This window comes from Tessaracoccus yangjingae, assembly GCF_054483935.1.
This window is the reverse complement of record NZ_CM137014.1, coordinates 950820-963491: the sequence shown is the minus strand read 5'-3', so window position 1 is coordinate 963491 and position 12672 is coordinate 950820. Positions and strand designations below refer to the sequence as shown.

Below are 12672 nucleotides of genomic sequence, written 5' to 3'. Positions count from 1 at the left end.
TTGGAAATCTGCTGTAGATTAGGGCTCGGAGGTTGACCGATGACGACAGCACCACGTGGCCCGCGGGGGCCCTACGCCAAGACCGCGGAGCGGCGCGCCCAGATCGCGGAGGCGGCCTACGAGATCGTGATGGAGGTGGGGCACCCCAGCCTCACGACGGCGGCCGTGGCCGAGCGGGCCGGCATCAGCGAGCGCACCATGCTCTACCACTTCCCCTCCCGGGACCACCTGCTGGTGGCCGCCGTCGAGCACTTCGACCGCACCATGACCACGTCGCGGACGAACCTTTCGCGGACCGCCGTCGGCTTCGAGTCGGTCATCGAAGAGCTGGCGTTGCGGGCCCAGGCCGACGATCGGCGGCTCCAGCTCCAGGTTGCCTTGGCTGCGGCCGCGCAGGACCCTGCCCACCCGGCGCACGAGTACTACCGGCGCCACTACGATCAGGCGCTGGAGGAGATGACGAGCGTCATCTCCTCCATGCAGGAATCCGGCCGGGCGCACCCGGACCGGGACCCGCTCGAGATGGCCCGGATGTTCGTCGCCGTCTGGGACGGCCTCCAGCAGCAGTGGCTGATCAGGCGGGACTTCGACCTGGCCGATTCCATCCTGCGCGCCTTCCGCGAGATCAGCGGACAGGCGGCCATGGAGGCGCGCCAGGCCGTCGAGGACCTGCTGGCCCGCATCTGACCCCCACCCCCACCCCCACGCGACACCGTCGTCGAAAGGACACCATGAGCCACCGCAACATCGTCCCCGTCATGCCCGGCTTCTGGTCGGACCCCACGGTCTGCCGGACCCCCGACGGGTACGCGCTGGCGCACTCGAGCTTCGAGTACTTCCCGGGCGCGCCGGTCCACCGCAGCACGGACCTGGTGGAGTGGGAGCAGGTGGGCAACGTGGTCACGCGCCCGGAGCAGGCGGACCTCACCACCGGCGGGGCGTCGTCGGGCATCTACGGCTCCACGCTGCGCCACCACGACGGGAAGTTCTGGTTCATCACCACCAACATGGTGGAGATCGGCTCCGGCCAGCACCTCTTCACGGCCGACAGCCTGGAGGGGCCGTGGTCGGATCCGGTGCGGATCCCCGTCGTGGGCATCGATCCGGACATCGCCTGGGATGAGGACGGCACCTGCCTGGTCACGTGGTGCGGCTTCCCGGACGGGATACAGCAGGTGACGGTGAACCCCGCCACCGGCGAGGTCCTCGACGGGCCCCGGCCGCTCTGGAACGGCACCGGCATGCGCAACCCTGAGGGGCCGCACCTCTACCGGGTGGGCGGCTGGTGGTACCTGCTGATCGCCGAGGGCGGCACCGACCGCGGGCACAGCGTGAGCGTGGCGCGCGGCCGCTCGCCCCTCGGCCCCTTCGAGGGCAACCCCGCCAATCCCATCCTCACGCACCGCTCCACCGACCACCCCGTGCAGAGCACGGGCCACGCGGACCTCGTCGAGGGCCCGGGCGGCCAGTGGTTCGCCGTCTACCACGGCACCCGCCCCCACGGCGGGTTCCCCGAGTTCCACGTGCTGGGCCGCGAGACGTTCCTGTCCCCCGTCGAGTGGGTGGACGGCTGGCCGGTGTTCGTGGACCCGGCCGAGGACTACCCGGCGCGCGACCACGGCGTCGACGACGACTTCACCGGCGCCCTGCACGCCCGCTGGGTCTCGCCGTCGGGGGACCGTCGCGGCGTCGCCACCGGCGCCGACGGCCTCACCCTCGACGCGGGTGCGGGCGCCCGGCCGGTGTTCATGCGCCTCATGGACCACAGCTGGAGCGCCACCGCCGAGATCGAGGGCGAGGGCCGGCTGATGGTCTGGCTCGACGATGCCCACTGGTACGCCGTCGAGGCCGGCCCCGAGTCCGTCTCGACCGTCGCCCAGATCGGCCCCGTGCGGCAGGTGCTGGGCTCGTGCGCCCGAACGACGCCGTCGGTCACCCTGCGGCTCTCCGCCGCGATCCCCGCGCTGGTCGGGGGATGGCCCGCCAGCCAGCCGGACGTCATCACCCTGTCCGCGCTCACCGACGACGGTTGGGAGGAGCTGGCCGAGATCGACGGCCGCTACGTGTCCACCGAGGTGGCCGGCGGCTTCACCGGGCGCATGGTCGGCGTGGCCGCGGTGGCGGGGACGGCGCGGTGCCGTCGCTTCACGTACAGCTCTGAGGGAGCCCAGGCGTGATCGACCGCAGCGCACTGGTCGGCCGCCATGACGTGGTCCTCACCTCGGCGGATCCCGGGGTGGTGCTGAGCGTGGGCAACGGCGACTTCGGCTTCACGGCCGACGTCACCGGCCTCCAGACGTTCACCGACTTCCACACCCCCCGCCTCGCCCGCGGGGCGGACATGACCGACCCGCGGGGCGCGCGGACCACCGAGACCTGCACCATGAGCAGCTGGGGCTGGCACGCCTACCCCAACCCTGACGACTACGTGCTCGACGACGCGATGAGCCCGTACGAGACCCGCCGCGGCCCCGTGCGCTACCCGGACCGGCCGTCGATGCACGACCTGATGGCCGGCAAGACCCCGGACCGGGCCGATCTCGCCGGCATGTGGCTGATCAACAACCCCCAGCGGATAGACCTCGGCCGCCTCGGCCTCGCCCTGCGCCCCACCGCCGACGCGGAGCCGGAGACCGACCCCTCGGCGCTGACGGACCTCGAGGTCCGGCTGGACCTGTGGCACGGCCGGATCGTCAGCCGGTTCCGGTACCTGGGCCGGCCGGTCGAGGTGACGACGGCGGCGCACGGGGACGCGTCGGTGGTGGGCACGCGGGTGGTGTCGCCGCTGCTGGCCACCGGGCAGGTGCGCGTACGCCTCGCCTTCCCCTCCCCCAACCCCAGCTTCACGCCCGCCGCGGACTGGACCAAGCCGGAGGCGCACGTCACCGAGGTGGCCGACGCGGCCGAGGGATCGGCCACCATCCGTCGCCGGCTCGACGACACCGCCTACGACGTCGCGCTCGCCTGGACCGACGCCTCGCTCGGCGCGCTGGACGGCCACTCCGTCGAGCTCACCGCCACCGGCGAGGCGCTCGACGTGGTGGCGTCCTTCGTGCCGGTGGCCGGCCCCGGCAGCGAGCTCGGCCCGCGCGACCCGCGCCCCGAGGGCACCGTCGACGGCGTCCTGGCCTCCGCGGCCGCGTTCTGGGAGCAGTTCTGGAGCTCCGGCGCCGCGGTGGACTTCGCCGGCTCCTCGGACCCGCGCGCCCACGAGCTGGAGCGCCGGGTGGTGCTGTCGCAGTACCTCACCCGCGTCCACGGCGGCGGGCTCACCCCGCCGCAGGAGACCGGCTTCGTCACCAACTCCTGGTCCGGCAAGTTCCACCTCGAGATGCACTGGTGGCACGCCGCGCACTTCCCCGCCTGGGGCAGGCCCGAGCTTCTCGAGCGCAGCCTCGGCTGGTACGAGTCCGTGCACGCGCGCGCCCGGGAGACCGCCGCGCAGCAGGGCTACGCCGGCGCCCGGTGGCCGAAGCAGATCGGGCCGGACGGGCGGGAGTCACCTTCCGACATCGGCTCGCTGCTGGTGTGGCAGCAGCCGCACCTCCTGTACTTCGCGGACCTGCTCAGCCGCGCCGTCGACGCGCCCGCGGCGGAGGCGCTGCTGGAGCGCCTCGGCCCGCTGCTCGACGACACCGCCCACTTCATGGCGGACTTCGCCGACGAGGTGGACGGCGTGTTCCACCTCGGCCCGCCCGTGATGCCCGCGCAGGAGTTCTACAAGGCGGCCGAGACCGAGGACCCCACGTTCGAGCTGGCCTACTGGTGGTTCGGCCTGGAGTTGGCGCAGCGCTTCCGCGAGCGTCGCGGCCTGGAGCGGGTGCCCGCCTGGGACCGGGTGCGGGCCGGGCTCGCTCACCCGTCGCTCGACGGCGGCCACTACGCGGCCGTCGCGGGGGGCGGGGAGTCGCGCACCGACGACCACCCCTCCATGCTGCTGGCCCTCGGCTTCCTGCCGGAGACGCCGCTGATCGACGCCGCCGTGATGCGCGACACCCTCGGCTGGGTCCGCGGTGCCTGGGAGTGGGACTCCGCCTGGGGCTGGGACTACGCCACCATGGCCATGACGGCCGCGCGCCTGCTCGACGGTGACGCCGCCGTCGAGCTCCTGCTCCGCGAGGGCGTCAAGAACCGCTACGACCCCGCTGGCCACAACCCGGCCATGGGCTCCTTCCTCCCCCTCTACCTGCCCGGCAACGGCGGGCTGCTGGCGGCCGTGTCGCTCATGGTGGCCGGCTGGGAGGGCGGCCCTCCGATGCCCGGCATCCCCGACGACGGCACCTGGCACGTGGCCCACGAGGGCCTCGTCGCCTGGCCCTGATCCCCTGACCCCTCACCGAAGAGAGACACCATGACCACACTTCGACCCGACTTCCTCTGGGGCGCGGCCACCGCCGCCCACCAGATCGAGGGCGACAACTACAACTCGGACTTCTGGGCCGCCGAGCACTCCGGCCTGGCGCCCCACCTGCAGGAGCCCAGCGGCTCCGCCTGCGACTCCTGGCACCGCTACCGCGACGACATCCGGCTGCTGGCCGAGGGCGGGCTCAGCACGTACCGGTTCAGCATCGAGTGGGCCCGCATCGAGCCCGCCGACGGGCTGTTCAGCCGCGCCGCGCTGCTGCACTACCGCGACATGATCGACGCCTGCCACGAGCACGGCGTGACCCCCGTCGTCACCCTGCACCACTTCACCTACCCGCAGTGGTTCGCGGCGGGCGGCGGCTCGCTCCGCCCCGACGCGGCGCAGCGGTTCGCCGCGTACACGGAGTTCGTCAGCGAAATCCTCCACGACGTGGGCTGGGTGGTCACGATCAACGAGCCCAACATCCTCGCGCTGTTCGGCCTGGGCCAACTGATGCAGCAGCGGGCGCAGGAGGCGGCCGCTGCCGGCGTAGTCGAGTCCGCCGAGGCCGCCCCCGGCCGCGAGGCCGGCCAGCCCACCGTCGACATGGCCGCCATGCCCATGCCGCCCTACGAGCTGGCCGCAGCGATCACCGCCATGCATCGCGCCGCCGTCGAGGTGCTGCGGCGCACGACGTCGGCGAAGGTGGGCTGGGCGGTCGCCGCCCAGGCGTTCATGCCCACGCCCGGAAACGAGGCGGTCTGGGAGAAGGTCTTCCACCAGTGGGAGGGCGTGTACTACGAGGGCAGCGCCGGCGACGACTTCGTCGGCATCCAGAGCTACACCAGCCAGGACGTCGGCCCCGACGGCGTGGTCCCCCACCCCGACAGCCCGGACAACACGCTCACCGGCTGGGCCTACCGCCCCGACGCGCTGGGCATCAACCTGCGCCGCGTGTGGGAGATGTACGGCATCCCGCTGCTGGTCACCGAGAACGGCATCGCCACCACCGACGACACCCGCCGCATCGAGTACACGCGGGGCGCGCTGCGGGGCATGATCGACGCGGTGGCCGACGGCGTGGACGTGCGCGGCTACTGCCACTGGTCGCTGCTGGACAACTACGAGTGGGGCAGCTGGGCGCCGACGTTCGGCCTGATCGCGGTGGACCGCGCCACCGACTTCGCCCGCCACCCGAAGCCCAGCCTGGCGTGGCTGGGAACGGTCGCGGCGTCGAACGGAGAGGCCCTCTGAGCTAACCGACCCCTTCTCCGCTGGTTGAGCCGCGCCGAGCCGCCCGCGGCTCAGCGCGTGTCGAAACCGACCCGCGCACGGTTCGAGGACCGTGCCCACCGCGTCGCTGGTGAACTCACGTCGGTTTCGACACGCGCGCGCGTCGCGTCGCTCCTTGCGGCCCGGCTCAACCAGCGAGGGTGGGCGCGTCGAAGAACCGGGCGTCGCGGGCGTACGCGCGGAAGAAGGCGAAGATGAAGCCCATCCGCTCGTCGAAGCACTCCCAGGTGGTGGCCGCGCTGTCGGTCACGTCGACGGTCAGCGCGTGATCGAACCGCTCGGCCAGGCCGCACAGGTCTGCCTGGGTGAGGTGGTCGAGCACCGCGGGGAACCTCGGGCCGCCCAGATACGACGGACATGGCACCTCCCGGCACACGTCCACCGGACCGTCGGGGGTGTAGACCTCGACGAACCTGGTGGCGAGGCGCCCGAACAGCCCGCCCAGCGGCATGGCCCGGTCGATCATCGCGTCCGCGATCCACTGCTCATGCGCCGCGATCCTCACGTTCCCCAGCAGCATCAACTCGGCGACGGCGCGGTCCGCCTCGTCGTCGAGCTCGGCCTGCGCGCTGAGGGAACGCAGCTCGAGCGCGGTCTGATAGGCCGCCAAGCCTGCGGCCAGGTCAGGAGCCCCCTCGAACAGCGGATCGGCGACGGCCACCTCCAGCGCCATCCGGGTGGGGCCGCCGGCGCGGGCCACCTCGTCGAGCCAGCGGACGAACCTCGGCCCGACGTCGGCGATGATGGCGCGGTTGCCCTCACCCACCGCCGCTGAGGTGCCGAGGTCCAGGTTCAGGGGCAGGCCCTCGCCGCGGATCACCCGCCCCGCCGACCCGCTGGCCCACGCGCCGAAGGCGAGCCAGTTGACGTCGACCCGGCCGAGGAGGTCGGCGAAGGCGAGCGAGAGGTCGCGGTAGCAGGCGGTGATGGCCGCGTTGCGGACCACCGGGTCCGTGATCGCGACGATCGCCGCGACGTCCTGCTGCGACGGGTAGGGCATGGCTCATGCTAGGGCCGCCGGCGCCTCTTGTACTAGGTGCTTGGCGGGGTCCAGCGCACCTCGACGCCGCGCTCCTTCGACAGCCGTTCGATGAGGCGACGGATCCCCTGGTCGGCGTACCGGTCGTGGGCGTCTCGGACGCCGGTGCGCCTGCCGAACAGCGCGTCGGCCTCGTCGAAGAGCAGCACCGCACCGCTGCTCTCCGCGGCGTCGAACAGCTCGGCCAGGTTCTTCTCGGTCTCGCCGATGTAGCGCGACACCACCTGCGAGAGGTCGACGGTGCGCAGCGTCCGCGGGCGGAGCAGGCGGCCGTCCAGCCGCAGGGGCCGGGCATCACCGTCGGCCGGGGCGGCGTCGGGCGCCTGGGTCTGCAGCGTCAATCGCTGAACCTCGAACTCGGCCGGGCGCACGGCGGCGAAGAACACCTCGAGGATGAGGCGCCCGGCATCCACGTCCGCCTGGGTCATGGTGACGGCGAGCCCGCACCGCGCCCCGTAGGCGTGCTCGGCCTTGTCGCCCTGGAACGCGCCTGCGCGCCAGAGGCCGTCCAGGAAGTTCTCCGCCAGGGCCCGCACCCGCAGCCAGAGCGGTTCATCGTTGGGCTCGAACACGACGAACCCCAGTCCCGCTGTCAGCGATCCGACGATGTGGTCGGTGAGTCGGCGGACTGGAAGGTAGCGCGATGCCGGCTCGGTGCTCTCCGCGCCGGCCAGCGTGCGGGCCCCCCAGATCAGCCGGCCGCGACCCGCGAACTCGCGCAGCGCGTTGACGCCGTCCTGGATCAGCGCCTCGTTGGCGGCGTCGTCGAGTGCCTCGGTGAGCCCGTCGATGCCGCGCAGTTCGACGTTGGCTGGCGCCTTCCAGACGCCGCGGGCCGCGTCGGTCCGGGCGATCGCCCCGGCGACGGCGCCCGACGGCGGGACCGCGACCCCACCCACCGTGACCCACGGGTGGTAGGCCGCGACCCTCTCCCGGTGCGGGCCCGTCTGCTGCACCGTCGTCCTCGTGCCCGCCGTGAAGGGGCCCGGGGGCAGGTCGAGGAGCAGCACGGCCCGGTGCGCGGCGCAGAAGGCGAGGGCGCGGCTCACCTGCGGCGCGTGGGCGGCGGTGAGACCGGGGACAACGAGCACCGTGACGCCCGACTTCTCGAGGGCGCGGAGGCCGGCCTCGCCGTCGGACGGGACGAGCTCGTCGGGGGTGGGACCGGCCGCCCTGACGACCACCGCCCGGGTGCCGCCGTTGGCGAAGAACAGGTCGACGGCGTGGCCGAGCGGCTGGGCCGCGTCGAGGCTGGGCCCGAAGATGGCGTGGTACTCGCCTGCGCTGGTGACGATGACGGGGGTGCCGATCGGACCCTGGCCGCAGGCGCCGACGAGGCCCGTCACGGAGGTGGGCAGCGGCGGGATGGACGTCGCGGCGGGGATCTCCTCGATGTAGGGCATTTCACTACTCTGACTGACCCCCGGGCACCCTGCAAGGGGTGGCGCGGCGGCGGGGCGGCGCGTTCGGCGAGGGTTCGGCGCGGGTTCGGCGTTGAGCCGATGGATGGGTTCGCGGGGCCCGCCCCGCGTAGTCCGAGCGTGGGAGGTGTCGCGAACCCATCCATCGGCTCAACTGCACCCACCTCGCCGGTGTGGATCACCCCGACGGTGGGTACGTAAGTGGCATGAGCGACCACCACGACACGCCCCGCGCCGCCACCTCCCGCTATGCCGATGCCGACGGCACCGATACCGGCGAGCGCGACGAGACGCCCGGGGAGCGCCTCGACAGGCAGTGGAACGAACTCCTCCAGGAGCTGAGAGTCACCCAGACCGGCCTCCAGCTCCTCTCCGGATTCCTGCTGACCCTGCCGTTCCAGAACCGGTTCGCCGACCTGTCGCCCACCCTGCTGACGGTGTTCCTGGTGGCCGTGGCGACGGCGACGCTGGCCACCGCGCTCGTCGTCGGGCCGGTGGTGCTGCACCGGCACCTGTTCCAGGAGCATCGCAAGGACACCGTCGTGGCGGCCGGGCACGTGATGGCGAAGATCGGCCTCGGGCTGCTGGCGGTGACCATCGTGGCGGTGTCGTGGCTGACGTTCGGCTTCGTCCTCGGGCACGAGTGGGGGCTGCTGGGCGCGGGCGCCGCCGTCGTGGTGTTCCTCCTGCTGTGGATGGTCCTCCCGCTGACCCTCAGGTCCCGCGATGCCTGAAGCGGTACGCGGCGGCCTATCCCCCGGGGGACGGTGAGGGTGAGGGGGAGCCGATGCTTCCCCTGGCCAGGGCGCAGGTGTTGCCGGTGAGGGTGGGGGCCGCAGTGTCGGTGACCACGATCCCGTAGTCCACGTCCTCGCACACCACAGACGCCAGCGCCCCCGTCGCCGTCCCTCCGACGATGACCGCGGCCCGGGTTGAGCCGGAGATGATGGCGCCGTCGACGATGGGGGCCGCCGACCCCTCCACCTGGAGCCCCACCTCACCGCCGGCGATGGTCAGCCCCATCAGGGTGGGGCGAGCCCCCTCGGCCACCGCGACGCCCACCTTGTTCCCGTCGAACGACGCCGTGGTCAGCGACCCGTCGGCGTCCCCGAGGAAGCACAGGCCGCACTCGCCGTTGCCGCTGAAAGTGGCCGATGCGATGCTCACCCGGTGCGTGCCCGCGACGGCGAGGCCGGCCCAGCCGTTGTCGCGGAAGACGACGTCGGTGGCCTCCATCGACGTGCGGCGATCAGCGGTCAGGTCCTCGCCGACGAGCATCAGCCCGGCACCTCCCCCGGTGTCGTCGGGCCGGCCGCCACTGATCTCGAGCTGGTTGAGGACGAGTGTCGCGGCGCCGCCGGCGACGACGCCGGAGCCCGGGACGGTGGTGTCGCGGGCGAGGCTCAGCGACTGGAGGGCCACCGGCTCCGCCGTCGCCACCAGGACGGCGGCCTCAGGGGCGCTGGATTCGAGGAGGGTGGCCCCGGCCCCCTTCCCCTCGATGGTGATGGCGCTGAGGAGGACCAGCGGCTGGGTGAGGTCCCACTCCCCCTCGCTCAGCAGCAGGGTGGAGCCTGAGGGTGCCTCCGCGACAGCCGTGGCGAGGTCGTCGTCAGGGAAGACGGCCAGCCGGACGGGAAGTTCGGGGATGCGCCCGTCCAGCCCGGCGACGAGGCGCGCCCGCACGGCCTCCGCCACGGGGCTCTCGGCGCGGACGTCGTCGATGCCGTCGTCGACGTCCCGGCGCATCTGCTCGGCGCCGCACCTGAGTGCCTCGACGGCGCCGCGCACTTCCTCGAGCGCATCCTGGATGGTGTCGGAGTTGCCGTCGACGGCGCTGGCTGAGGGTGTCGCGGCGGGGGTGGGTGTCGCGGTGGATTGCGGGTCGGTGGCCTCCTCGTAGGAGTCGACCACGCCTTGGAGGGCTTCGCCGACGGTCGCGGCCAGCTCGCGGCATTGAGACTCGGGCCACGCCGACGGCGACGCGGAGGGGGTGGGCGACGGCGGTGGGGTCGCGGCGGGCGTCGCGGAGCAGGCCACGAGGAGACACGACACGACAAGCGACGATGCCAGTCCCAGGGCCTTCATGCGCCCACGCTACAACCAGTCCCGCGAGGTAGCGACGGTTCCGACCCTTCCAGATGGGCCTCCACCGCTGGTTGAGCCGCGCCGAGCCGCCTGCGGCTCAGCGCGTGTCGACTTGGGTTGAGCCGGGCAGAGCCGCGAAGCGACGCAGCCCGCGCCGAAACCACCGACCCGCGCCCGGTTCAAGGACCTGGCCCAGGTTCATGGCCCAGATGTGATGTCTCAAGACATCGCTGACAGTTGTGTCTCAGGACATCGCTGACGGTTCATGTATCAGGACATCGCTGACGGTGGTGGGCGGCGGGGGCCGCGGGGGCTCAGGGCTGGTCCAACCGCTCTCTCGCTTCCGGGGAGATCTCGCACCCGGCGGCCCGGCGGCCCTTCCTGGCCAGCGTCGGCAGGTCGTCGTAGCGTCCCTCGATCAGGGCGATCCTCTTCTCGCGGCCCCAGCCCTGCACGCGCTTCTCCATCGCGTAGGCCTCGTCCACCCGCTCGAACTCCTCAGCCCAGACCAGACGCACGGGACGCCGTCGGCTCGTGTACGTCGCGCCGCGGCCGGCCATGTGCTGGCTGACTCGTTCGCCCAGGTCCCAGGTTGAACCCACGTAGAAGCTCCCGTCGCTGCATTCGAGCATGTAGGTGAATGGCATGCCCTGATGGTCGTGATGGCCGGCAGCGATCTCCCACACGGCTCTTGTGCTGTGGACGGACGGCTGACGCGGAAGGTGAGTCTGGGTGTCGGCGCGGTTGGGTTGAGCCGGGCCGCCCCACCGCTGGTTGAGCCGGGCCGCAAGGAGCGAAGCGACGCGCGCCCGCGTCGAAACCGACGCGACTCTCCCCTCGGACTTTCGCCAGGTCCTCGAACCGGGCGCGAGAGGCTTCGACGCGGTCGGTGGCGCTTCGCGCCCGACCGGCTCACCCAGCGGAATGGTTGAGCCGGGCCTCTCCACCGCTGGTTGAGCCGGGCCGCAAGCACCGGGCCGCAAGGAGCGAAGCGACGCGCGCCCGCGTCGAAACCGACGCGACTGTCCCCTCGGACCTCCGCCAGGTCTTTGCACAGGTCCTTGAACTGAACCGCACTGGGTCTGATGGAGACTCGTGCTATTTGATTCCTACCAGCTGTTTGCGGTCGGTTTGGCCAGCATAGAACGCCTGCTCGAACTCGGCGGGCGGGATGTCGCCGAGGTAGCCGTGGAGGCGCTGCGTGTTGTGCCAGTGCACCCAGCCCAGGGTTGCGAGTTCGAGGTCCTCCGCGGTCTTCCAGGGGCCTGGTCGGGCGGGTCCGCGGACGAGTTCGGCCTTGTAGTAGCCGTTCACGGTCTCGGCGAGGGCGTTATCGTAGCTGTCGCCGACGGTCCCGATCGAGGGGGTGGCGCCGATCTCGGCGAGCCGTTCGCCGTAGCGGATCGATGTGAATTGGCTGCCCGCGTCGCTGTGACAGCGCAGGTCGTCGTGGTGGGTGCCGCGACCCCAGCGGGCCATCTCGATCGCGTCGAGGATCATCTCGGTGCGCATGTGTGAAGCGCATCGCCAGCCGACGATCATCCGGGAGAACGCGTCGATGATGAAGCACACGTAGGCCACCCCGGCCCACGTCGCCACGAACGTCAGATCGGTCACCCAGAGCCGGTTCGGTGCCGGCGCGGTGAACTCCCGCTGCACCAGGTCCGGGTGCCTGGGGGCGGCTGGATCGGCCTTGGTGGTCGTGACTCGCCTAGAACGCGTGGCGCCCTCGATACCGGCGGCACGCATCAACCGGCCGGTCTGGTCACGGCCGATGTCGATCCCGGCACGACGGGCGGCTTTCCACAGCTTGCGGACACCGTAGACGCGATAGTTGTCCTCCCACAGCCTCACCAGCTCCGGGACCAGGACAGCGTCGCTTATCGACCGCGCCGACGGGACACGATCCCTGGCGGCGTAGTAGGTGCTCGGAGCCACCTGCAACACGCTGCAGATGGGCTCGACTCCGAGCGGGCGACCCTCAACCATGTCGTCCTTGTTCGCGTCGATGAATGCGACTACTTCCGGTGTTGGCGGTCGAGCTCCGCCCCGAAGAAACTCGCTGCGCGCTTGAGTATTTCGTTAGCTCGGCGAAGCTCGCGGACCTCCTGCTCGAGCTCCCGCACGCGCCGGGCCTCGACGGTCGTCACGCCGGCGACGTGACCCTCATCGATGTCGGCCTGCTTGACCCACGACCGCACCGACTCGACGCCGTATCCGAGTTGCGCCGCGACGCGCTGCACCGTCCCATGCTCGGTCCCCAGCTCGGCCCGCAACGTTCGCACCATCCGGACCGCGGCGGCCTTCTCCTCCGGCGAGTACCGACGCGTCGTCGGCTTCCCTGCTGTCTGCTCTTTCGGCATAACCCCATCCTCGTTTCCAAGGTCAGGAGTCTCCAACAAACTCAGTGCGGTTCAAACCGTGTGCAGGTGGGTGGTTTCGGCGCGGGCTGCGCCGCTTCGCGGCTTTGCCCGGCTCAACCCAAG

The 12672-nt window shown here is 71.8% G+C and carries 10 protein-coding genes and 1 other annotated feature; of the genes, 5 read left to right on the top strand and 5 right to left on the bottom strand.

The genetic code is table 11. The features are described 5' to 3' along the window. Positions 1-39 precede the first annotated feature (39 nt). Genes ACX1D3_RS04060 through ACX1D3_RS04045 form a run of 4 tightly spaced genes read left to right on the top strand, consistent with a single transcriptional unit; the run spans position 40 to position 5599 of the window. Positions 40-687, top strand: a complete 648-nt coding sequence (locus tag ACX1D3_RS04060) for a TetR/AcrR family transcriptional regulator (RefSeq protein ID WP_458995707.1) — start codon at positions 40-42, stop codon at positions 685-687. A gap of 44 nt (positions 688-731) precedes the next feature. Then, complete coding sequence (locus ACX1D3_RS04055; RefSeq protein ID WP_458995706.1) at positions 732-2177, top strand: glycoside hydrolase family 43 protein; 1446 nt, start codon at positions 732-734, stop codon at positions 2175-2177. Next, positions 2174-4321: a hypothetical protein gene (locus ACX1D3_RS04050; RefSeq protein WP_458995705.1), complete on the top strand. Its 2148-nt coding sequence runs from the start codon at positions 2174-2176 to the stop codon at positions 4319-4321. The genes ACX1D3_RS04055 and ACX1D3_RS04050 overlap by 4 nt, the downstream gene beginning before the upstream one ends. Before the next feature lie 30 nt (positions 4322-4351). Further along, complete coding sequence (locus tag ACX1D3_RS04045) at positions 4352-5599, top strand: glycoside hydrolase family 1 protein (protein ID WP_458995704.1); 1248 nt, start codon at positions 4352-4354, stop codon at positions 5597-5599. 166 nt (positions 5600-5765) lie between these two features. On the opposite strand, the gene ACX1D3_RS04040 is transcribed toward ACX1D3_RS04045, so the two are convergent. Together ACX1D3_RS04040 and ACX1D3_RS04035 are read right to left on the bottom strand one after the other, a co-directional pair. Further along, positions 5766-6638 (bottom strand): hypothetical protein, encoded by an 873-nt coding sequence (locus tag ACX1D3_RS04040; protein ID WP_458995703.1) that lies wholly within the window; start codon positions 6636-6638, stop codon positions 5766-5768. A gap of 32 nt (positions 6639-6670) precedes the next feature. Further along, positions 6671-8080 carry a phage tail sheath family protein gene (locus ACX1D3_RS04035; protein WP_458995702.1) on the bottom strand — a complete coding sequence of 470 codons (1410 nt, stop codon included), beginning with the start codon at positions 8078-8080 and terminating at the stop codon, positions 6671-6673. A gap of 224 nt (positions 8081-8304) precedes the next feature. On the opposite strand from ACX1D3_RS04035, the gene ACX1D3_RS04030 reads away from it, so the two are divergent. Further along, the gene (locus ACX1D3_RS04030) at positions 8305-8832 is read left to right on the top strand and encodes a DUF6328 family protein (RefSeq protein ID WP_458995701.1); all 528 of its coding nucleotides are present in this window, start codon (positions 8305-8307) and stop codon (positions 8830-8832) included. Positions 8833-8848: 16 nt separating this feature from the next. Here the strand turns inward: ACX1D3_RS04030 and ACX1D3_RS04025 are convergent, their stop codons facing one another. The 3 genes from ACX1D3_RS04025 to ACX1D3_RS04015 all read right to left on the bottom strand — a co-directional run bounded on the left by ACX1D3_RS04025 (position 8849) and on the right by ACX1D3_RS04015 (position 12549). Continuing rightward, a complete protein-coding gene (locus ACX1D3_RS04025) occupies positions 8849-10186 on the bottom strand; it encodes a right-handed parallel beta-helix repeat-containing protein (RefSeq protein ID WP_458995700.1) in 1338 nt (445 codons plus the stop codon). A gap of 314 nt (positions 10187-10500) precedes the next feature. Next, positions 10501-10833 (bottom strand): GIY-YIG nuclease family protein, encoded by a 333-nt coding sequence (locus ACX1D3_RS04020; protein ID WP_458995699.1) that lies wholly within the window; start codon positions 10831-10833, stop codon positions 10501-10503. A 451-nt stretch (positions 10834-11284) separates the two neighbouring features. Continuing rightward, a protein-coding gene (locus ACX1D3_RS04015) for an IS3 family transposase (RefSeq protein ID WP_458993478.1) occupies positions 11285-12549 on the bottom strand; the annotation gives its coding sequence in 2 pieces (ribosomal slippage) (positions 11285-12246 and positions 12246-12549; 1266 coding nt in all). Continuing rightward, positions 12116-12250, bottom strand: a sequence feature (AL1L pseudoknot). Its footprint overlaps the gene before it by 135 nt. Positions 12550-12672: the final 123 nt, after the last annotated feature.